Origin of the sequence: Vibrio sp. SCSIO 43140, assembly GCF_023716585.1 — a bacterium.
GTDB lineage: Bacteria > Pseudomonadota > Gammaproteobacteria > Enterobacterales > Vibrionaceae > Vibrio > Vibrio maritimus_B.
Map to the genome: position 1 here is coordinate 599,329 of NZ_CP071850.1, position 20,741 is coordinate 620,069.

General features: G+C 47.4%; 14 protein-coding genes, 4 tRNA genes, 3 rRNA genes and 1 other annotated feature (1 of these 22 running past the window's edge). Of the genes, 15 read left to right on the forward strand and 6 right to left on the reverse strand.

Annotated features, from left to right (window positions below; all coding sequences use genetic code 11):
• Positions 1 to 52, reverse strand: a sequence feature (Phe leader region) (it extends 70 nt beyond the left edge of the window).
• Between the two features lie 139 nt (positions 53 to 191).
• The 3 genes from hpf to bamD form a co-directional block, all read right to left on the reverse strand.
• The gene (gene hpf / locus J4N45_RS02935; RefSeq protein WP_042476100.1) at positions 192 to 524 is read right to left on the reverse strand and encodes a ribosome hibernation-promoting factor, HPF/YfiA family; all 333 of its coding nucleotides are present in this window, start codon (positions 522 to 524) and stop codon (positions 192 to 194) included.
• A 287-nt stretch (positions 525 to 811) separates the two neighbouring features.
• Positions 812 to 2,275 carry an MltF family protein gene (locus J4N45_RS02940; protein ID WP_252013550.1) on the reverse strand — a complete coding sequence of 488 codons (1,464 nt, stop codon included), beginning with the start codon at positions 2,273 to 2,275 and terminating at the stop codon, positions 812 to 814.
• Between the two features lie 113 nt (positions 2,276 to 2,388).
• Complete coding sequence (gene bamD / locus J4N45_RS02945) at positions 2,389 to 3,114, reverse strand: outer membrane protein assembly factor BamD (RefSeq protein WP_252013552.1); 726 nt, start codon at positions 3,112 to 3,114, stop codon at positions 2,389 to 2,391.
• A gap of 130 nt (positions 3,115 to 3,244) precedes the next feature.
• Here bamD and rluD point away from each other — a divergent pair, with 130 nt between their 5' ends.
• From rluD to J4N45_RS03005, 12 genes are all read left to right on the forward strand, one after another.
• Positions 3,245 to 4,219 (forward strand): 23S rRNA pseudouridine(1911/1915/1917) synthase RluD, encoded by a 975-nt coding sequence (gene rluD, locus J4N45_RS02950; protein ID WP_252013554.1) that lies wholly within the window; start codon positions 3,245 to 3,247, stop codon positions 4,217 to 4,219.
• Positions 4,219 to 4,947, forward strand: coding sequence for a peptidoglycan editing factor PgeF (gene pgeF, locus J4N45_RS02955; RefSeq protein ID WP_252013583.1), 729 nt, complete (start codon positions 4,219 to 4,221; stop codon positions 4,945 to 4,947). The genes rluD and pgeF overlap by 1 nt, the downstream gene beginning before the upstream one ends.
• An 83-nt stretch (positions 4,948 to 5,030) precedes the next feature.
• Positions 5,031 to 7,604 carry an ATP-dependent chaperone ClpB gene (gene clpB / locus J4N45_RS02960; protein ID WP_252013585.1) on the forward strand — a complete coding sequence of 858 codons (2,574 nt, stop codon included), beginning with the start codon at positions 5,031 to 5,033 and terminating at the stop codon, positions 7,602 to 7,604.
• Positions 7,605 to 8,129: 525 nt separating this feature from the next.
• A 16S ribosomal RNA gene (locus J4N45_RS02965) occupies positions 8,130 to 9,681 on the forward strand.
• A 67-nt stretch (positions 9,682 to 9,748) separates the two neighbouring features.
• Positions 9,749 to 9,825 (forward strand) — tRNA-Ile (locus J4N45_RS02970).
• A gap of 40 nt (positions 9,826 to 9,865) precedes the next feature.
• Positions 9,866 to 9,941, forward strand: a tRNA-Ala gene (locus J4N45_RS02975).
• A 307-nt stretch (positions 9,942 to 10,248) separates the two neighbouring features.
• Positions 10,249 to 13,135: ribosomal RNA gene (locus tag J4N45_RS02980) — 23S ribosomal RNA — on the forward strand.
• Between the two features lie 126 nt (positions 13,136 to 13,261).
• Positions 13,262 to 13,377 (forward strand): 5S ribosomal RNA (gene rrf / locus J4N45_RS02985).
• The 16S, 23S and 5S rRNA genes sit together here with 4 tRNA genes alongside, the layout of an rRNA operon.
• A gap of 40 nt (positions 13,378 to 13,417) precedes the next feature.
• Positions 13,418 to 13,494 (forward strand) — tRNA-Asp (locus tag J4N45_RS02990).
• A 34-nt stretch (positions 13,495 to 13,528) separates the two neighbouring features.
• Positions 13,529 to 13,605, forward strand: a tRNA-Trp gene (locus J4N45_RS02995).
• A gap of 372 nt (positions 13,606 to 13,977) precedes the next feature.
• Complete coding sequence (locus J4N45_RS03000) at positions 13,978 to 14,313, forward strand: DUF1904 domain-containing protein (RefSeq protein WP_252013587.1); 336 nt, start codon at positions 13,978 to 13,980, stop codon at positions 14,311 to 14,313.
• A 179-nt stretch (positions 14,314 to 14,492) separates the two neighbouring features.
• Complete coding sequence (locus tag J4N45_RS03005; RefSeq protein WP_042476155.1) at positions 14,493 to 14,801, forward strand: hypothetical protein; 309 nt, start codon at positions 14,493 to 14,495, stop codon at positions 14,799 to 14,801.
• A 34-nt stretch (positions 14,802 to 14,835) separates the two neighbouring features.
• On the opposite strand, the gene J4N45_RS03010 is transcribed toward J4N45_RS03005, so the two are convergent.
• The 3 genes from J4N45_RS03010 to rdgC all read right to left on the reverse strand — a co-directional run bounded on the left by J4N45_RS03010 (position 14,836) and on the right by rdgC (position 17,546).
• Positions 14,836 to 15,090, reverse strand: coding sequence for a YfhL family 4Fe-4S dicluster ferredoxin (locus J4N45_RS03010; protein WP_103881245.1), 255 nt, complete (start codon positions 15,088 to 15,090; stop codon positions 14,836 to 14,838).
• A 2-nt stretch (positions 15,091 to 15,092) separates the two neighbouring features.
• A complete protein-coding gene (trhP, locus tag J4N45_RS03015) occupies positions 15,093 to 16,475 on the reverse strand; it encodes a prephenate-dependent tRNA uridine(34) hydroxylase TrhP (protein ID WP_234494462.1) in 1,383 nt (460 codons plus the stop codon).
• Between the two features lie 162 nt (positions 16,476 to 16,637).
• Positions 16,638 to 17,546 carry a recombination-associated protein RdgC gene (gene rdgC, locus J4N45_RS03020; protein WP_042476158.1) on the reverse strand — a complete coding sequence of 303 codons (909 nt, stop codon included), beginning with the start codon at positions 17,544 to 17,546 and terminating at the stop codon, positions 16,638 to 16,640.
• Between the two features lie 194 nt (positions 17,547 to 17,740).
• On the opposite strand from rdgC, the gene phoB reads away from it, so the two are divergent.
• Genes phoB through J4N45_RS03035 form a run of 3 tightly spaced genes read left to right on the forward strand, consistent with a single transcriptional unit; the run spans position 17,741 to position 20,713 of the window.
• Positions 17,741 to 18,430, forward strand: a complete 690-nt coding sequence (gene phoB / locus J4N45_RS03025; RefSeq protein WP_042476161.1) for a phosphate regulon transcriptional regulator PhoB — start codon at positions 17,741 to 17,743, stop codon at positions 18,428 to 18,430.
• Positions 18,431 to 18,449: 19 nt separating this feature from the next.
• Positions 18,450 to 19,748 carry a phosphate regulon sensor histidine kinase PhoR gene (gene phoR, locus J4N45_RS03030; RefSeq protein WP_234494461.1) on the forward strand — a complete coding sequence of 433 codons (1,299 nt, stop codon included), beginning with the start codon at positions 18,450 to 18,452 and terminating at the stop codon, positions 19,746 to 19,748.
• Positions 19,748 to 20,713 (forward strand): PstS family phosphate ABC transporter substrate-binding protein, encoded by a 966-nt coding sequence (locus tag J4N45_RS03035; protein WP_252013588.1) that lies wholly within the window; start codon positions 19,748 to 19,750, stop codon positions 20,711 to 20,713. Before phoR ends, J4N45_RS03035 begins: the two co-directional genes overlap by 1 nt.
• Positions 20,714 to 20,741: the final 28 nt, after the last annotated feature.

A 20,741-nucleotide genomic window follows, 5' to 3' on the forward strand; every position in this document is an offset into this window, starting at 1 on the left:
CCAAGCCTAGTGGAGAAAAAAGAAGTCAAAAAAGAACAGAATACTTGGGCGCATAAATCGTTGCTTAATCATTTTTGTTGGCTAAGCCCCACAATAAGCAAGGGAGCTTGGAGCGTCAAGCAAAAAAATAGCGCCCTAAGGCGCTATTTTTTTGTGACTAAATTGAATCGCTATGCGGTAAGACGACCGTATTATTCGATTTCTTCTGCTTCTGCGAGCTCAGGCTTCTCTGTGCGACGAGCTTCAGGTTTGTGTCTTAGTTTGTTTAGCTGACGTTCCAGTTTCTGTTCTACCTCGTTAACGGCAGCGTATAAATCTTCATGAGTAGCGGAAGCGACAAGTTTGCCTTTGGGTACCGTAATGGACGCTTCGAATTTCATTTGTTTGTTTGGCTCTTCGTTGAAAGCAGTCTGGCAACTAATAATGTCCACTTGCCATTTTTCTAACTTCTTAAATTTGCTCTCAATATGCTCACGGATTGCAGAGGTGATCTCAATGTTTTTACCAGTGATGTTTACTCTCATATGTTTTTTCCTCTGTTGCATCCCTCATGGGTTAACTCCAGATTACTTATCCAGACCGAAAAGAATGTGATCCAGATCACTCTTATGCGAGGGTTTTTCGCTTCCAAATCTAAATGTGATCTATCGCAAAACTTTGTGCTGTCGAGTGTAAAAAAGCCTTTTCTTTCCGTGAAAAGTCATTAATTTGGATAGAGTAGCGTTCTGAAAATTTCCCATTTTTGGCGACTTAGTACGACCCTAAGAAAGCGGCTGGCTAATTAGTGTTCAGAACTAAAGTGTGATCTTCATCACTCAGTCGATGTCTCCTCCTTTTCTCCCAATATTCTATAAAACTCAATGTCCTGATTAAGAGCTTGTTGTTCGTCTCTGATCTCCTGTAATGACTCTAGTTGTTTGTAGATGACAAAGTATCGGTTGATGTTCGCGACATAGGTAACGGGCTCCGAACTGATATTACGTCGTGCCATTAGCTCTACATTGCCAAACCATTTGTTGGGATCGTAGCCGTGTTTCTCTGCGAGGCGACGCATTCTCGAGATATTACCCGGCCCCGCATTGTAGGCGGCGAGTGTTAAATACACTTTGTCGTCGTCACTGATCGCATCATCGCTGAAATATCGATCGCGAATAAAGCGCATGTATTTGACCCCTGCGTGGACGTTATTCTCTATGTTGTTGATGTTCTTTATGTTGACGTTCTGGTCTCTCGCGGTACTTGGTAGTACCTGCATAATGCCAACTGCGCCTTTTGGGGAGACTTTATTTTGATTGAGCTTAGATTCTTGGAATGCTTGTGCGGCGATCATTAAGAAGTCGAAGTCATACTGGTCTGCGTATTTTTTGAAGAGGGTAATGAGCTTTTCAAGCTGCTGGATGTTATTAGGATCGAGAGCCTTAGCAAACCATGATGTGTTCTCAAGATACTTATTGTAGATAACGTTACCGAGTAAGGTGCCGCCTTTAGCCGTTTTGATGTAGGCGTCCACCTGTGCGGTTAGTTTGGGAGAGTCTTTGCGCATTGCCCAAGCAATCTGACCGTCCTTACGAAGTGGTAGTTCACTATGTATATTTAGATCATCAAAGGTTTTGTTCCAGAAGAAGGCCTTATGGCTATCGAGCACAGTCGCCTTTACATAGCCTTGTTTCACCATTTCAATGAGTTCGTAATCTTGAAGCGTCTCTTCGAGGTATTGCACCAATACAGGTGCTTGCCCTTCTTCGGTCAGTTCCCGGTTGAGCTTTTGTAAGCTCTCAAAGTAGCTTGAACTCGCTCTCACCCAAACTTCTTTACCGCTCAGATCTTCAAGGCTACTCAGCGCTGGGTAGTCGTCACTGGTAATAATGAGCTCATTGATGTTATCAAGGATAGGGGTACTGAACTGGATAACTTGCTCACGCCCAGGTGTCACAGTGAGATTTGCGACAATCAGGTCACCATATCCGTTTACTAAGGCAGGAATCAGGTCATCACGAGGAACTGGAATGACTTGTAGCTTCACTTTGGGGTACTTCTTTTTGAAGTGCTTTTCAAAGTGGTATAGCTGCTCTGCGCCAATACCTCTAGGTAGACCTTTTTCAATGTAATAGAACCCAAGGTCGGCAGACACGAGCACTCGTATTACTCGCTTTTCCGCAAGGGTATCTAGATCCCCTGTGTAGGGGGTGTTGCTTAATGGCGTAAGTTCTAATGCTCGCAGTGGGAGTGAGAACAATACGATGGCTAAACTCAGTAACAGCGCCTTCACTTCCATCACCTTTTTATTATTGTGTTAAAGGTAAATATATAAATGAAAACGCCTTTTCGCCAATTTGGGCACAAAAAAAGCGCTGATACGACAGCGCTTTAGTTGAATCTCTTTGAGGCTTATAGAGGGTTCAGCTCAATAAGTTTCTCTGTACGTTCGACCTGCTCTTGCATGCCAAGTTGCTCGTAAGCTTTCTTCTGAATGCTCAGAGATTTGCGAGCCGCTTCTGTATCTGGATACGTTTTCTGCAGCTCTTGAGTACGATTGATCGCGGCAATCCAAGCTTCACGACGTAAGTAGAAATCGGCCGTCGCTAGGTCATAGTTTGCTAGGCGGTTCTTCAAAGCCACCATTCGCTTTTGTGCATCTTCGGCATAAGCACTGTTTGGATAACGCTTGAGTAGGCGATCGAAGTCTGCAAATGCCGCTTTAACTGGTTCAGGGTCTCGGTCTGAACGATCAATACGGAAGATGTCATGCATAAAGTTACGATCTTGCGCCATATGACTTAGACCACGCATATACAGAACCCAGTCAGAACGCTCATGAGTTGGGTTTAGGCGAGAGAAACGCTCGATAGTGGCTAACGCAAGCGCCAAGTCATCATTCTTATAGTATGCATAGATAAGGTCTAACTGAACCTGTTCGGTATAAGCACCAAATGGGTAGCGAGAATCCAGCGCTTCAAGGCGCTCGATAGCGGATGTCCAGTTACCACCTTGCAGTGACTCTTGAGCTTCAGAATACAACTGAGACGGCGGGACATCTGGGACGGTGACTTCTTTGTCAGCACAACCAAACAACAAAGCTACAGAAAGCAAGCCTGTTAGTTTAAGTAGTTTCATACGAGAACGATTTTCCTTGACGTAAATATTTTTCCGCTTCCATTACTTTTCTTGCCAGTAACAGATACAATGATGGGCTATATTATCCACACTCGTGGTATTAGTCCCAAGGTTTTTTAAAAAGTTCGATATGGCTCAGCAGATTGAATTAACAAATACAGTAAAAGACAGCCAGTTAGGTCAACGTTTAGACCAAGCTGTAGCTGAACTCTTCGCAGATTTTTCTCGTTCGCGCCTAAAAGAATGGCTGCTAGACGGGAAAATTGCGGTTAACGGTGTCGTGGTGACCAAGCCTCGCACTAAAGTGATGGGCGGTGAATTGATTACCGTTCAAGCTGAACTAGAAGATGAAGAACGCTTCGAAGCGCAAGATATTCCTCTAAACATCGTATACGAGGATGATGACATTATTGTTATCAATAAGCCAAGAGATTTCGTTGTCCATCCTGGAGCAGGGACACCAGATGGCACGGTTCTGAATGCGCTTTTGCATCACTACCCAGCTATCGCGGAAGTACCACGTGCAGGTATCGTTCACCGTCTCGATAAAGACACCACAGGTTTGATGGTGGTGGCGAAGACGGTTCCATCGCAAACGCGTTTGGTTCGTGCTCTGCAAAAACGCAACATTACTCGTGAGTATGAAGCGATTGCTATCGGTAAAATGACGGCTGGTGGTATGGTTGATAAGCCAATTGGTCGTCACTCGACCAAACGTACGCTGATGGCGGTGAATGAGCTAGGTAAACCTGCAATCACTCACTACCGTGTTGCGGAACACTTCCGTGAACACACGCGTATCCGTTTACGCCTAGAAACAGGGCGTACGCACCAGATCCGTGTACATATGTCTTACCTGCAACACCCACTATTGGGTGATACGGCTTATGGTGGTCGCGCTCGCATTCCTCGTGGTGCTAGCGAAGAACTGACCGAGATGATCCGTAGCTTTGATCGTCAAGCACTGCATGCTGTGATGCTGAAATTTGCTCACCCAGTGACAGGTGAAGAGATGGAGTTCCACGCGCCAGTACCTGACGATATGGTAGCGATGGCAGAAGCACTTCGTGAAGATACTAAGCTAAATAAAGAAGAAGACTATTAATGTCGACTCTTAAGCCAAACTGGCAGTCAGCATCGAACGTGAGTTCGGTGACGTCAACTCGTGAAGGCGGCGTATCTAAATCGCCGTTTTCTGGGTTGAACCTAGGAATGCATGTCGGAGACAATCCCGCAGATGTTGAAGCAAACAGACTTCAACTGGCTTCCTTAGCGAACATGCCATCTGCCCCAGTTTGGCTTAATCAAACCCATTCTACTGTGGTTGCTAAGATTGATGCGCCAACTGACACGGTTGTCGATGCCGATGCGAGCTTCACTACTGTCCCAGGTGTTGTTCTCAGCGCGATGACCGCAGACTGCTTGCCTATTTTACTTGCTGCAAAAGATGGTACTGCGGTTTCCGCCGTTCATGCGGGGTGGCGTGGGCTGGCAGATGGTATTGTTGAAAATGCCGTGTCTCTCTTCGAGTCTGAGCTGCAAGCATGGATTGGACCTGCAATCGGGTTTGATGCTTTTGAAGTGGGAGAAGATGTCCGAGACGCGTTTTGCACCAATCACCCTGAATACGCAATCGCATTCAAACCGCACCCTACATCTGGCAAATGGTTAGCTGATTTGGCGCTAATCGCTGAGATAAAGCTTAAATCTCTAGGGGTCGATAGCGTTACTCAAAGTGGACTGTGTACCTTCCAAGACTCTACGCGCTTCTATTCTTATCGACGCGATGGGCAAACTGGTCGTATGGCAAGCTTTATTTGGATCAAAGCCTGATTTTCGCTCCCATCTCTTGAAATCCTCCACCTGAGTAACCATCTTATTTGCATATCAAGCCGTATGTAATTAAGGGGGTTGCTGTGCGCTTAGATCGATTTACTAGCAAATTCCAAGTCGCTATTTCCGATGCTCAGTCTTTAGCTTTAGGACGAGATCATCAGTACATTGAACCTGTTCACCTCATGGTCGCGCTGCTCAATCAAGAAGGCAGCTCGATTCGTCCATTGCTAACCATGCTAAATGTAGATGTTGTCCATCTGCGTTCAAAACTCGCTGAATTATTGGATAAATTGCCAAAGGTAACCGGTGTAGGTGGCGATGTTCAGCTCTCCAGTTCCATGGGGCAAGTATTTAACCTTTGCGATAAGGTCGCTCAGAAGCGCCAAGATGCGTATATCTCATCTGAAATCTTCTTACTTGCTGCGATTGAAGACAAAGGCCCCTTGGGGCAGTTGCTTAAAGAGCAAGGGTTAACGGAAGCTAAGATTAACCAAGCGATCGAGCAGATTCGTGGTGGTCAAAAAGTTGATGACCCTAATGCCGAAGAGAAGCGCCAGGCACTTGAGAAGTTTACCATTGACCTCACCGAGCGTGCCGAGCAAGGCAAGCTTGACCCTGTCATTGGTCGTGATGATGAGATTCGTCGCACTATTCAGGTCCTGCAACGTCGTACCAAGAATAACCCGGTCATTATCGGCGAGCCTGGTGTGGGTAAAACTGCCATCGTAGAAGGCTTGGCTCAGCGCATTATCAATAACGAAGTGCCAGAGGGTTTGCGCGGTCGTCGTGTATTGTCCCTTGATATGGGCTCTTTAGTCGCTGGTGCTAAATATCGAGGTGAGTTCGAAGAGCGATTGAAGTCGGTACTTAATGAGCTTGCTAAAGAAGAAGGCAACATCATCCTGTTCATCGATGAATTGCATACCATGGTTGGCGCAGGTAAAGGCGAAGGCTCTATGGATGCGGGCAATATGCTCAAGCCGGCACTTGCTCGCGGTGAGCTTCATTGCGTTGGCGCCACCACTTTGGATGAATACCGCCAATATATAGAGAAAGACGCAGCGCTAGAGCGACGTTTTCAAAAGGTGCTGGTGGATGAGCCAAGTGTCGAAGACACCGTGGCGATTCTACGCGGGCTTAAAGAACGTTATGAGCTTCATCACCATGTAGAGATTACTGATCCCGCCATCGTCGCGGCGGCAAGTCTTTCTCATCGCTATGTGACTGATAGACAGTTGCCAGATAAGGCCATCGACCTGATTGATGAGGCCGCATCAAGTATTCGTCTGCAGATAGATTCAAAGCCAGAGTCGCTCGATAAGCTCGAGCGTAAAATCATCCAGCTCAAAATAGAGCAACAAGCTCTGAAAAATGAGTCGGACGATGCGAGTAGTAAGCGACTTTCGGTACTCAATGAAGAGTTAGATTCAAAAGAGCGCGAATATGCAGAGTTAGAAGAAGTCTGGAACGCAGAAAAGGCGGCACTATCTGGCACACAACATATTAAAGCGGAGCTTGAGCAAGCGCGACTGGATATGGATGTTGCTAGACGAGCGGGCGATCTAAATCGAATGTCTGAGCTCCAGTATGGTCGTATTCCTGAATTAGAGAAGCAGCTCGATCTTGCCACACAAGCTGAAATGCAGGAGATGAGTCTACTTCGTAACAAGGTTACGGATGCGGAAATCGCGGAAGTATTGTCGAAGCAAACGGGTATTCCAGTCTCTAAGATGCTGGAAGCGGAGAAAGACAAACTGCTCCGTATGGAAGAAGTACTGCATAAGCGTGTCATTGGTCAAGCAGAAGCGGTAGAAGTGGTATCGGATGCGATCCGTCGTAGCCGAGCAGGTCTTGCTGATCCTAACAAACCTATTGGTTCGTTCCTATTCTTGGGTCCGACAGGTGTTGGTAAAACCGAGTTGTGTAAGACGCTAGCGAATTTCATGTTTGATAGTGAAGATGCCATGGTGCGCATCGACATGTCAGAGTTTATGGAGAAACACTCAGTGGCCCGCTTAGTTGGTGCGCCTCCGGGTTATGTTGGCTATGAAGAAGGCGGCTACCTAACTGAAGCGGTCAGACGTAAGCCATATTCGGTAATTTTGCTGGATGAGGTAGAAAAGGCACACCCGGATGTGTTCAACATTCTCCTTCAAGTATTGGATGATGGTCGTCTTACTGATGGTCAAGGGCGCACGGTCGATTTCAGAAACACCGTTGTCATCATGACGTCTAACTTGGGTTCATCTAGAATCCAAGAGAATTTCCAAGTTCTCGATTATGAAGGGATCAAGCGTGAAGTAATGGATGTTGTGACGTCGCACTTTAGGCCTGAGTTCTTAAACCGTGTCGATGAGAGCGTAGTTTTCCATCCGCTAGGTCAGCAACACATCAAGTCGATTGCGAACATACAACTTGAGCGTTTAGGCAAGCGAATGGAAGAGAGTGGTTACTCTTTGGTTGTTGCAGATGCAGCGCTCGATTACATTGCGAAAGTGGGTTACGACCCTGTATATGGTGCAAGACCTTTAAAACGCGCCATTCAACAAAGTATTGAGAATCCACTCGCGAAAGAAATACTCGCTGGCAAAGTGGATCCAAGTAAACCAGTCAAACTTATCGTCAACAACGATAAAATTGCGGTAGGACAGTAGCGAATTACTAGCGAACAATCGCGTAAAGGGGAGGGTCACTCCCCTTTTTTGTGTCTTTTTTGGGCGTTCTGATTCTTTTGTGTACGAACGGAAAGAAAAAGCGAATTTAATGCAAATTAGCGCTTGCCAAGTGAATGGCGATCTCTATAATGCCCCCTCGCTGACACGGGAAAGGACAACGAAATCCCCAACGAGTCAGAAGGTCACAAGCTTCTAAGAAGCTTAGCAAAATAAGTTGAAAAAAGTGGTTGACACTAAAGCTTATCTCGCTAAAATGGCCGTCCGTTTTGAGCGAAGCTCGAAACAAGCTCTTTAACAATATAAACCTATCAATCTGTGTGGGCACTCGTTGATGATAATCAAATTAGATACCTCGGTATCAAATTAGGTTTTCAATGAACTGAGTGACCAATCAAGTCGAAAGACTTGGCACAGTCAATTCATTATCGTTCTGTTGGAACGATAATAGCTTTAAAATTACATAAGTAGTTTTGAAGTCAGTATTCATTGAGCCGACAAAATCTTAAATTGAAGAGTTTGATCATGGCTCAGATTGAACGCTGGCGGCAGGCCTAACACATGCAAGTCGAGCGGAAACGAGTTAACTGACCCTTCGGGTGACGTTAACGGCGTCGAGCGGCGGACGGGTGAGTAATGCCTGGGAAATTGCCCTGATGTGGGGGATAACCATTGGAAACGATGGCTAATACCGCATAATAGCTTCGGCTCAAAGAGGGGGACCTTCGGGCCTCTCGCGTCAGGATATGCCCAGGTGGGATTAGCTAGTTGGTGAGGTAATGGCTCACCAAGGCGACGATCCCTAGCTGGTCTGAGAGGATGATCAGCCACACTGGAACTGAGACACGGTCCAGACTCCTACGGGAGGCAGCAGTGGGGAATATTGCACAATGGGCGCAAGCCTGATGCAGCCATGCCGCGTGTGTGAAGAAGGCCTTCGGGTTGTAAAGCACTTTCAGCAGTGAGGAAGGCGGGTACGTTAATAGCGTGCTCGTTTGACGTTAGCTGCAGAAGAAGCACCGGCTAACTCCGTGCCAGCAGCCGCGGTAATACGGAGGGTGCGAGCGTTAATCGGAATTACTGGGCGTAAAGCGCATGCAGGTGGTTAGTTAAGTCAGATGTGAAAGCCCGGGGCTCAACCTCGGAACTGCATTTGAAACTGGCTGACTAGAGTACTGTAGAGGGGGGTAGAATTTCAGGTGTAGCGGTGAAATGCGTAGAGATCTGAAGGAATACCGGTGGCGAAGGCGGCCCCCTGGACAGATACTGACACTCAGATGCGAAAGCGTGGGGAGCAAACAGGATTAGATACCCTGGTAGTCCACGCCGTAAACGATGTCTACTTGGAGGTTGTGGCCTTGAGCCGTGGCTTTCGGAGCTAACGCGTTAAGTAGACCGCCTGGGGAGTACGGTCGCAAGATTAAAACTCAAATGAATTGACGGGGGCCCGCACAAGCGGTGGAGCATGTGGTTTAATTCGATGCAACGCGAAGAACCTTACCTACTCTTGACATCCAGAGAACTTAGCAGAGATGCTTTGGTGCCTTCGGGAACTCTGAGACAGGTGCTGCATGGCTGTCGTCAGCTCGTGTTGTGAAATGTTGGGTTAAGTCCCGCAACGAGCGCAACCCTTATCCTTGTTTGCCAGCACTTCGGGTGGGAACTCCAGGGAGACTGCCGGTGATAAACCGGAGGAAGGTGGGGACGACGTCAAGTCATCATGGCCCTTACGAGTAGGGCTACACACGTGCTACAATGGCGCATACAGAGGGCTGCCAACTTGCGAAAGTGAGCGAATCCCAAAAAGTGCGTCGTAGTCCGGATTGGAGTCTGCAACTCGACTCCATGAAGTCGGAATCGCTAGTAATCGTGGATCAGAATGCCACGGTGAATACGTTCCCGGGCCTTGTACACACCGCCCGTCACACCATGGGAGTGGGCTGCAAAAGAAGTGGGTAGTTTAACCTTCGGGAGGACGCTCACCACTTTGTGGTTCATGACTGGGGTGAAGTCGTAACAAGGTAGCCCTAGGGGAACCTGGGGCTGGATCACCTCCTTATACGAATAGATTATTGCGATGAGTGTTCACACAGATTGATTAGGTTTATGAATTAAAGACGATGCTTGGGTCTGTAGCTCAGGTGGTTAGAGCGTTCGCCTGATAAGCGAGAGGTCGGTGGTTCAAGTCCACTCAGACCCACCAATCTTCCTCCCAGATGATTGGTGATAAGCATCACACTGATGGGGCTATAGCTCAGCTGGGAGAGCGCCTGCCTTGCACGCAGGAGGTCTGCGGTTCGATCCCGCATAGCTCCACCATCTTTAAGTGTTTTCTCTTTGAGAATATTTAAAAATGGTTTCTTTCTTTAAATAGAAAGCAAATCTCGTTCTTTAAAAATTTGGAAAGCTGACGAATAACATTTGATTAATGTTATTCATTTAAAAGTTCTCAAATCCTATATCGAAAGATGTAGGTACCAACACACATTCAAGTGTTCTTGGGAATCACGAAAGTGATTCATATTTGAGTCCGGCAAAATCGAGTCTGCACATGTATAAAAATGCAGACAACTTTGGTTGTTTAACGACAATCTCGAGGTTTCTTTGAAACTCTTTGGGGTTGTATGGTTAAGTGACTAAGCGTACACGGTGGATGCCTTGGCAGTCAGAGGCGATGAAAGGCGTAATAACTTGCGATAAGCCCAGATTAGGTAGTAATAACCTGTGAGTCTGGGATTCCTGAATGGGGAAACCCAACTGCATAAGCAGTTATCGCTGAGTGAATACATAGCTCAGTGAGGCGAACCGGGGGAACTGAAACATCTAAGTACCCCGAGGAAGAGAAATCAACCGAGATTCCGAAAGTAGCGGCGAGCGAAATTGGATTAGCCCTTAAGCTTTTAATGAGACAGGTGAAGGCTCTGGAAAGTGCCGCGATACAGGGTGATAGCCCCGTAACCGACATCTCATCATCAGTGAAATCGAGTAGGGCGGGACACGTGATATCCTGTCTGAATATGGGGGGACCATCCTCCAAGGCTAAATACTACTGACTGACCGATAGTGAACCAGTACCGTGAGGGAAAGGCGAAAAGAACCCCTGTGAGGGGAGTGAAATAGAACCTGAAACCGTGTACGTACAAGCAGTAGGAGCACCTTCGTGGTGTGACTGCGTACCTTTTGTATAATGGGTCAGCGACTTATATTCAGTGGCAAGGTTAACCGTTTAGGGGAGCCGTAGGGAAACCGAGTCTTAACTGGGCGTTCAGTCTCTGGATATAGACCCGAAACCAGGTGATCTAGCCATGGGCAGGTTGAAGGTTGAGTAACATCAACTGGAGGACCGAACCGACTAATGTTGAAAAATTAGCGGATGACTTGTGGCTAGGGGTGAAAGGCCAATCAAACCTGGAGATAGCTGGTTCTCCCCGAAATCTATTTAGGTAGAGCCTCGGACGAATACTACTGGGGGTAGAGCACTGTTAAGGCTAGGGGGTCATCCCGACTTACCAACCCTTTGCAAACTCCGAATACCAGTAAGTACTATCCGGGAGACACACGGCGGGTGCTAACGTCCGTCGTGGAGAGGGAAACAACCCAGACCGCCAGCTAAGGTCCCAAATTATAGCTAAGTGGGAAACGATGTGGGAAGGCTTAGACAGCTAGGATGTTGGCTTAGAAGCAGCCATCATTTAAAGAAAGCGTAATAGCTCACTAGTCGAGTCGGCCTGCGCGGAAGATGTAACGGGGCTAAGCTATAAACCGAAGCTGCGGCAATGACTTAGGTCATTGGGTAGGGGAGCGTTCTGTAAGCCGTTGAAGGTGAACTGTAAGGTTTGCTGGAGGTATCAGAAGTGCGAATGCTGACATGAGTAACGATAAAGGGGGTGAAAAACCTCCTCGCCGGAAGACCAAGGGTTCCTGTCCAACGTTAATCGGGGCAGGGTGAGTCGACCCCTAAGGCGAGGCCGAAAGGCGTAGTCGATGGGAAACGGGTTAATATTCCCGTACTTCTTACAATTGCGATGGGGGGACGGAGAAGGCTAGGTGGGCCTGGCGACGGTTGTCCAGGTTCAAGTGCGTAGGCTTAAGAGTTAGGTAAATCCGGCTCTTTTTAAGGCTGAGACACGATGTCGAGCTACTACGGTAGTGAAGTCATTGATGCCATGCTTCCAGGAAAAGCCTCTAAGCTTCAGATTGTAAGGAATCGTACCCCAAACCGACACAGGTGGTCGGGTAGAGAATACCAAGGCGCTTGAGAGAACTCGGGTGAAGGAACTAGGCAAAATGGTACCGTAACTTCGGGAGAAGGTACGCTCCTCGCGGTGAAGTCCCTTGCGGATGGAGCTATGGGGAGTCGCAGATACCAGGTGGCTGCAACTGTTTATTAAAAACACAGCACTGTGCAAAATCGTAAGATGACGTATACGGTGTGACGCCTGCCCGGTGCCGGAAGGTTAATTGATGGGGTTAGACTTCGGTCGAAGCTCTTGATCGAAGCCCCGGTAAACGGCGGCCGTAACTATAACGGTCCTAAGGTAGCGAAATTCCTTGTCGGGTAAGTTCCGACCTGCACGAATGGCGTAATGATGGCCACGCTGTCTCCACCCGAGACTCAGTGAAATTGAAATCGCTGTGAAGATGCAGTGTACCCGCGGCTAGACGGAAAGACCCCGTGAACCTTTACTACAGCTTGGCACTGAACATTGACCCTACATGTGTAGGATAGGTGGGAGGCTTTGAAACTAGTACGCCAGTATTAGTGGAGCCGTCCTTGAAATACCACCCTTGTAGTGTTGATGTTCTAACGTCGGCCCCTTATCGGGGCTGCGGACAGTGCCTGGTGGGTAGTTTGACTGGGGCGGTCTCCTCCCAAAGAGTAACGGAGGAGCACGAAGGTGGGCTAATCACGGTTGGACATCGTGAGGTTAGTGCAATGGCATAAGCCCGCTTGACTGCGAGAATGACAATTCGAGCAGGTGCGAAAGCAGGTCATAGTGATCCGGTGGTTCTGAATGGAAGGGCCATCGCTCAACGGATAAAAGGTACTCCGGGGATAACAGGCTGATACCGCCCAAGAGTTCATATCGACGGCGGTGTTTGGCACCTCGATGTCGGCTCATCACATCCTGGGGCTGAAGTCGGTCCCAAGGGTATGGCTGTTCGCCATTTAAAGTGGTACGCGAGCTGGGTTTAGAACGTCGTGAGACAGTTCGGTCCCTATCTGCCGTGGGCGTTGGAAGATTGAAGGGGGCTGCTCCTAGTACGAGAGGACCGGAGTGGACGAACCTCTGGTGTTCGGGTTGTGATGCCAATCGCATTGCCCGGTAGCTAAGTTCGGAATCGATAACCGCTGAAAGCATCTAAGCGGGAAGCGAGCCCTGAGATGAGTCTTCCCTGGCACTTTAAGTGTCCTAAAGGGTTGTTCGAGACTAGAACGTTGATAGGCAGGGTGTGTAAGCGTTGTGAGGCGTTGAGCTAACCTGTACTAATTGCCCGTGAGGCTTAACCATACAACACCCAAAGGGTTTTGATGGACTCAAAGCAAGAACAAATTGAATGTGTAGAGAACGCATTAACAGCTTTCCAGATTTATTGTTTTCAGATTTTCAGAAAATCTGAAGGCAAAACAGAATTTGCTTGGCGACCATAGCGTTGTGGACCCACCTGATTCCATGCCGAACTCAGAAGTGAAACGCAATAGCGCCGATGGTAGTGTGGGGCTTCCCCATGTGAGAGTAGGACATCGCCAGGCTTTAAATTTTGGACACTTGCATTAGCGAGTATGCCACTGCGGAGTGGTAGTTCAGTTGGTTAGAATACCGGCCTGTCACGCCGGGGGTCGCGGGTTCGAGTCCCGTCCACTCCGCCACTTATTTGAGAGTCGTCTCATTAAACACGAAGATAGGGGTGTAGCTCCAATTGGCAGAGCAGCGGATTCCAAATCCGCGTGTTGGGAGTTCGAATCTCTCCACCCCTGCCATATTCAAAGGCTCTGACTTAGGTCGGAGCCTTTTTTGTTTTCGCTTTTTCAAAGCGATGTGTTGGGAGCTGGGTCGCCAGCCCGGTCAAATCTCTCCACCCCTGCCATATTCAAAGGCTCTGACTTAGGTCGGAGCCTTTTTTGTTTTCGCTTTTCCAAAGCGATGTGTTGGGAGCTGGGTCGCCAGCCCGGTCAAATCTCTCCACCCCTGCCATCTTTAAAGCCTCGTCGAAAGACGGTTTTTTTTTACATCAGTCATATTTAAAGGCTCTGACTTAGGTCGGAGCCTTTTTAGTTTTCACATTTCTATACTCTCCAACCTTACAGTTCGCTGATATACTCATTTCCATCACCACTGAAATGGATATGACTATGCCTCATTTACGCTTTAGAGCTCTTGAACAAGAAATGGTTAAAACGCTTTCAAGTCCACTTGTCGACGAGCTTCTGCCTCTAATGGATTGCCCTAGAGAGGATTTCACGATTGAACACATCAGTTCGACCTTCTTTTTTGATGCTCAGCAGAGTTATGCGTATCCTTTTGTCGAGGTGCTATGGTTCGACCGTGGGCAAGAAGTCAAAGATAAGGTCGCAAGCGTTATAACTAATCAAGTGCGTTCTGTACTTGGTAAAGAGCGAGATGTGGCTGTGATTTTTGTCGCTTTAGAGCCAAATAGTTATTACGACAACGGTAATCACTACGGCTAAACCATCGAATTAGGCTGCTCTCATAAATGCGACTGGAGAAGTTCCTTGATGTTGACTATTGTTATTGGTACTTCAGCGGATTAGTCGTTGTTTTCTAGGTTTTATTGTTGTCTTGCTTAGGACTGTTCTGCTGCTTTGAAAGGGGGTGTTCCCCAATCGTTAGGGTAAGGAATACTGTTATGACAATGATATCATCAAGGCAGTTTGCCCGATGGCTAAGAGAGAGGTTTGCTTCTGAAAAAAGCGGAGTGATCCTGACCAGAGAAGACATTAATCAACTATCCGGTAGGCAGAGTTTTACGCTGGGGTTTGTGAATGACATCCACTACGAACTGATGCAACACGGCATTGCCTTTGTGACCGATACGAGCAGAGAGAAATTCTATTTAATTCCCGTCAACTCTGCTGAAAATTGGCGTAAAAAGCTGGAGATCCAGTACGAGAAAGAGCTGTACTGCAATGTGTTCCCAATCGAAAAGTCTGGGTAATAAAAAAGCCTCCATTGGGAGGCTTTTTTGTGCTTTAGGCCATGCCTTGAATAATCACAAACTTCTCTAGCAACTCTTCATCCGTTTCTACATGATTTGGGTCGGTGATGATGCATTTTGTGATCGGGCATACCGATTGACAAGTAGGCTTCTCATAGTGACCTTTACACTCAGTGCACAGATCTGGGTCGATCTCGAAGATCTCACTTCCCATAGAAATGGCACCGTTAGGGCACTCTGGGTCGCACATATCGCAGTTAATGCACTTGTCGGTAATGAGCAGCGCCATCGTTACTTACCCGTTGGGTTACGTGTATCTTGTCCTGAGTTTAGGTTACGCATCAGTAGTGCGTAGTCCAGATCCAATTCCTCTGGTACTGGAATAAAGACAAAGTGGCCGTTACCTTTTGCGTCATCGATGCTTTCTGACTTGCGGTTTTCCATCACTTCTAGGTTGAAGACAACGTTGCCTTTTGGTGTCATTAGTTCGAGGCTGTCACCAACGATAAACTTGTTCTTCACTTCCACTTCCGCTAAGTGACCGCGACGCTTACCGGTAAACTCACCAACAAACTGTTGTGAGTCAGATACAGAATAGCCGTAGTCGTAGTTTTGGTAGCTGTCGTGTGTGTGACGACGCAGGAAGCCTTCGGTGTAACCACGGTGAGCTAGGCTCTCTAGCGTACCCATTAGCGACTCATCGAATGGTTTGCCTGCAACGGCATCGTCGATCGCTTTGCGATAAACCTGTGCGGTACGCGCACAGTAGTAGAAAGACTTAGTACGACCTTCAATCTTAAGCGAGTGAACACCCATCTTCGTCAAGCGCTCTACATGCTGAACTGCACGTAGGTCTTTTGAGTTCATGATATATGTGCCATGCTCGTCTTCAAATGCTGCCATTTTGTCTTCTGGACGGTGGCTTTCAGAAAGCAGTACAACTTCATCAGTTGGTTTGCCACGACCGATAGTTGTCTCAGGACGTTCGTCAACAACTTCAACAGGCTGAGCCTCAGGTGTGAACTCTTCTACGATTTGACCAGCATCGTTTTCTGTTGCTTTTTCAACTTTGTATTCCCAACGACATGCATTAGTACATGTACCTTGGTTTGGATCGCGCTTGTTGATGTAGCCAGACAGCAGGCAGCGACCAGAGTACGCCATGCAAAGTGCGCCGTGTACGAATACTTCTAGTTCAGTTTCAGGGCAATGTTCGCGGATCTCTTCAATCTCTTCCAGTGATAGCTCACGAGACACGATAACGCGCTCAACGCCATTCGCCGCCCAGAACTTAACCGTCGCCCAGTTTACCGCGTTCGCCTGTACAGACAGGTGAATTGGCATTTCTGGGAATGCTTCACGAACCATCATGATAAGACCTGGGTCAGACATGATGAGGGCGTCAGGGCCCATTTCTACCACAGGCTTTAGATCGCGGATGAACGTCTTTAGCTTTGAGTTGTGTGGTTGAATGTTGCATACCACATACAGCTTTTTACCTTGAGCGTGTGCTTCATCGATACCGATTTTTAGGTTTTCGTGGTTGAACTCGTTGTTACGAACACGAAGGCTGTAGCGAGGTTGACCTGCGTATACTGCATCTGCGCCGTACGCGAATGCATAACGCATGTTCTTGAGGCTGCCAGCTGGTGACAGAAGTTCTGGAGTAAACATTGCTTTATATCTCTAATCTGATTACAAGTCAGTGTTGTGCCACCTAATGGCACTAAGGGGCGCAAATTTTACGCTAGTATGGGAAGATTTCCAAGTTTTGAATCAAGCTCGCTGCTCTAGAAGTGTGGGTAAGGTTGAGAAGCGAGCCTAGTAAAGAAGGGGTTATTGCTTAGGTAGACCGCCTAGTGCGTCATACAGGTTAGGCAAGAAGGCACCAAATTCACCACATAGAAGTGAGAAGTCTGCGTCGATACGAGCTGCAGCGTCTTCACGTGGGATATCATCGTTTTGATCCTTCAACTCGTCGCTGAACTTCAAGCGTTTAATGCTGCCATCATCAGCCAAGACAAATTCGATACGATCTTGCCAGTTAAGCGCCAGCTTAGTCACAAACTTGTTGGCTTCAATGTGACCCAAGATCTCGTCGCTAGACAGTTCTTGTTTCTTACAACGGATAACGCCGCCATCTTCAAGAACTGATTTCAACTCCGCTTCATCAAGAAGGTTGAAGCCGGTTGGTGCTTCGCTGGTTTTTACCCATTCTGTCAGCGTATTTTCGATAGGCTGCTCTGGGAATGCCGGGATAACCGGTAGGCTACCCATTGTTTTACGTAGCAGTGCAATCACATCTTCAGCTTTCTTGTAGCTGCTGGCATCAACAATCACAAAGCCTTCTTTTGGCATGATAAGCAGGTGAGTAAGATTACTGCGGCTAAACGCGCGTGGTAGAAGATCAATGATGATTTCGTCTTTAAGATCGTCTTTCTCTTTCTTCTTGAGAGGGCGACCTTCTTGAGTTTCAAGTGCTTCTACCTTGCTAGCCAGAGAGTCTTTGATAACCGACGCTGGTAGCATTTTCTCTTCTTTTTTCGCGCACAGTAGAATTCGGTTTTCAGAAACATGGGTCATCATATCGCCATGTTTACCCAATGCCGTGACCCAACCAAACTTCTGTTTGTCTTGGCTACCACAAGGAGTAAAGCGAAACTCTTCAAGCTGCTGCTCTAGCTTATCTGCATTAAACTCGAGTTCCTTGTTGAATCGATAGACCAAACAGTTTTTAAACCACATATTACTCTCACCTTTAGAATAGATAGCTGCACATGATAGGCAATTTTCCTTAAATTGTCCTAGCTTAAATCTCGATTATCGCAATAGATCTTGTGCGAAAGTTATATTAAAAATTGTTTTCAATGGTCACAAAAGTGTCATAATAATTCTTGATAATGCATGAAGTTGATTAGATTCCAAAAGGTTATTCAGATATGTCTAGAAGGATCCTGGTTGTTGAGGATGAAGCACCAATTCGCGAAATGCTGTGTTTCGTACTAGAGCAGAAAGGCTACCAAGCTGTTGAAGCTGAAGATTACGATACAGCAGTTAACAAACTGGCTGAACCTTACCCAGATCTTGTGCTACTTGACTGGATGTTACCTGGCGGTTCGGGCATTAACTTTATCAAACACATGAAGCGCGAAGAGCTGACTCGCAACATTCCTGTTGTGATGCTAACGGCACGTGGCGAAGAAGAAGATAAAGTACGCGGCCTAGAAGTTGGCGCCGATGACTACATCACTAAACCATTCTCACCAAAAGAGTTGGTTGCTCGCCTCAAAGCGGTAATTCGTCGTGTGACGCCAACCGCACTTGAAGATGTGATTGATGTTCAAGGCCTTAAGCTTGACCCTGTGTCTCACCGAGTGACTGCCAATGAACAGCCTCTGGACATGGGACCAACCGAGTTCAAGATGCTCCATTTCTTCATGACACACCAAGAGCGTGTATACAGCCGTGAGCAACTACTCAACAACGTATGGGGCACGAATGTTTACGTTGAAGACCGTACTGTCGACGTTCATATTCGTCGACTACGTAAAGCTCTTGAATCAGCAGGTCATGATAAATTGATTCAAACCGTTCGAGGCGCTGGCTACCGATTCTCAACCAAGGGCTAGCATCGAACTGGAGAGGTAAATGGTTGAAAGGTTAACCTGGAAAAAGCTGGCCTGGGAGCTAGCTTTTTTTTACACCCCATGGATCGTCGTCGGGTGGATATTTGGATACATGCCGTGGCTGCTTTTGGTTGCCACGGTTTTGCAGTTGATGTGGCATCTACATAATCAGTTGCGTTTGTCTGCATGGCTGTGGGATGAAAAACGTCTTACACCGCCCTCAGGTACTGGTAACTGGGAATCGTTGTTCAATGGCATTTATCGCCTTCAGCAAAGGCAGCGCCGCAAACGCAAAGAGCTTACTAACCTGATTCGTCGTTTTAAGAATGGTGCAGAATCCTTACCCGATGCCGTTGTCGTATTCCGCAGCGAAGGCAACATCGTTTGGTGCAACAAGTTAGCTCAACACCTTCTAGGCTTCCGGTGGCCGGATGATTCTGGGCAGCCGATTTCGAACCTGATCCGCACGCCAGACTTTATCAAGTATCTGAACAAACAAGATTTCTCAGAGCCTCTAGAAATGCGTTCTCCACTCAACGTAGAGCGCATGCTGGAGCTTCGTATCGTGCCATACACTGAGGGTGAACACCTGATGGTGGTTCGTGACGTTAGTCAGCTCAAGCAGCTTGAAGGTATGCGTCGTAACTTCTTTGCCAACGTCTCCCATGAGCTGCGTACACCAATGACCGTACTTCAGGGTTATCTTGAGATGACAGAAGATCCAGATATGGTTGTGGGACCTATGTGGACTAAAGCTCATGGTGTGATGACTGAGCAGCTCAACCGTATGAACAGCTTGGTTAATCAGTTGCTTACGCTATCTAAGATTGAAGCGGCACCTATGCATGAGTTGGATGAAGTCGTGAATGTGCCTGCCATGCTAGAAGTGCTTGAAAAAGAAGCGGTAAGTCTCAGTGGTGAAGAAGGACATAAGATCAGTTTTGATGTTGATAATAGCCTACGTGTCTTTGCCGATGATGATCAGCTGCGCAGTGCGATTTCAAACCTGGTCTATAACGCGGTGAAATACACGCCGCCAGGTGCGAACGTAAAAGTCCGTTGGTATCAATCATCGCAAGGTGCTCACCTGGAAGTTGAAGATACTGGAGACGGTATTGAAGCGCAGCACCTTCATAGACTGACGGAACGATTCTACCGAGTAGATAAAGCGCGCTCTCGTGATACAGGGGGCAGTGGACTCGGGCTTGCGATTGTAAAACACGCGCTCTCACACCATGATTCTCACTTAGAAATACAGTCAGAGGTTGGCGTGGGTAGTAAGTTCTCATTCATCCTTCCAGAACGTTTGGTCGTCCAATAATGAGACTGTTAAAGCGCGTTCCAACGCTTGTTGCTCTCTGCGCTCTCGTCGCAGGGAGCGCTTTTGCCGACGACCTGCCTAAATACAGCAAGCTCTCAGGTGTATCGGGAAACCTCTCATCAGTGGGCTCTGACACACTATCAGGCATGACTACGCTCTGGCTGGAAGAGTTTAAGAATATCTATCCCAACGTAAACCCACAGATTCAGGCATCTGGCTCTTCTACGGCTCCGCCAGCTTTAGCCGAGGGTACGGCTCAGTTTGGACCTATGAGCCGAAAAATGCGTGCCAAAGAAGTCGAGGCGTTTGAGCGTCAGTACGGCTACAAGCCAACGGCACTGCGCGTGGCGATTGATGCCATTGGTTTGTTTGTTCACACCGATAACCCTATTGAAGGGCTTAACTTCAAGCAATTAGATGCGATTTTCTCATCGACGCTCCGCTGTGGTGGCACCGAGTATCTAAGAACTTGGCATCAATTAGGTATCGAGACTCCCTGGAATGAAAGAGCCATCCAGATCTTTGGTCGAAATTCTGTCTCAGGAACATATGGTTACTTTAAGGATAAGGCACTTTGCGGAGGCGACTTTAGACGTAACGTAAATGAACAGCCGGGTTCAGCGTCTGTGGTTCAATCTGTTGCGTCATCGATTAACACTATTGGTTACTCGGGGATTGGTTATCAGGTGTCTGGTGCCAAATTAGTGCCAATTGCCAATCATGGTGACCAATACGTATTGCCGACTCAAGAAAACGTGCAATCTGGACGCTATCCGTTGTCTCGTTTTCTGTATGTGTATGTCAACAAAGACCCCAATCGCGACCTCGCTCCTATTGAAGAAGCTTACATTCGATACATCTATTCGAGAGAAGGGCAGAGAATTGTCTTGAAGGATGGCTATGTTCCAGTCAGTAGAGAATTTGCACAAGGTGAACTTGCTAAAGTTGGGCTTAGCCTAGACTAGATAATCAATGTTTTGGACAGTTAATGAT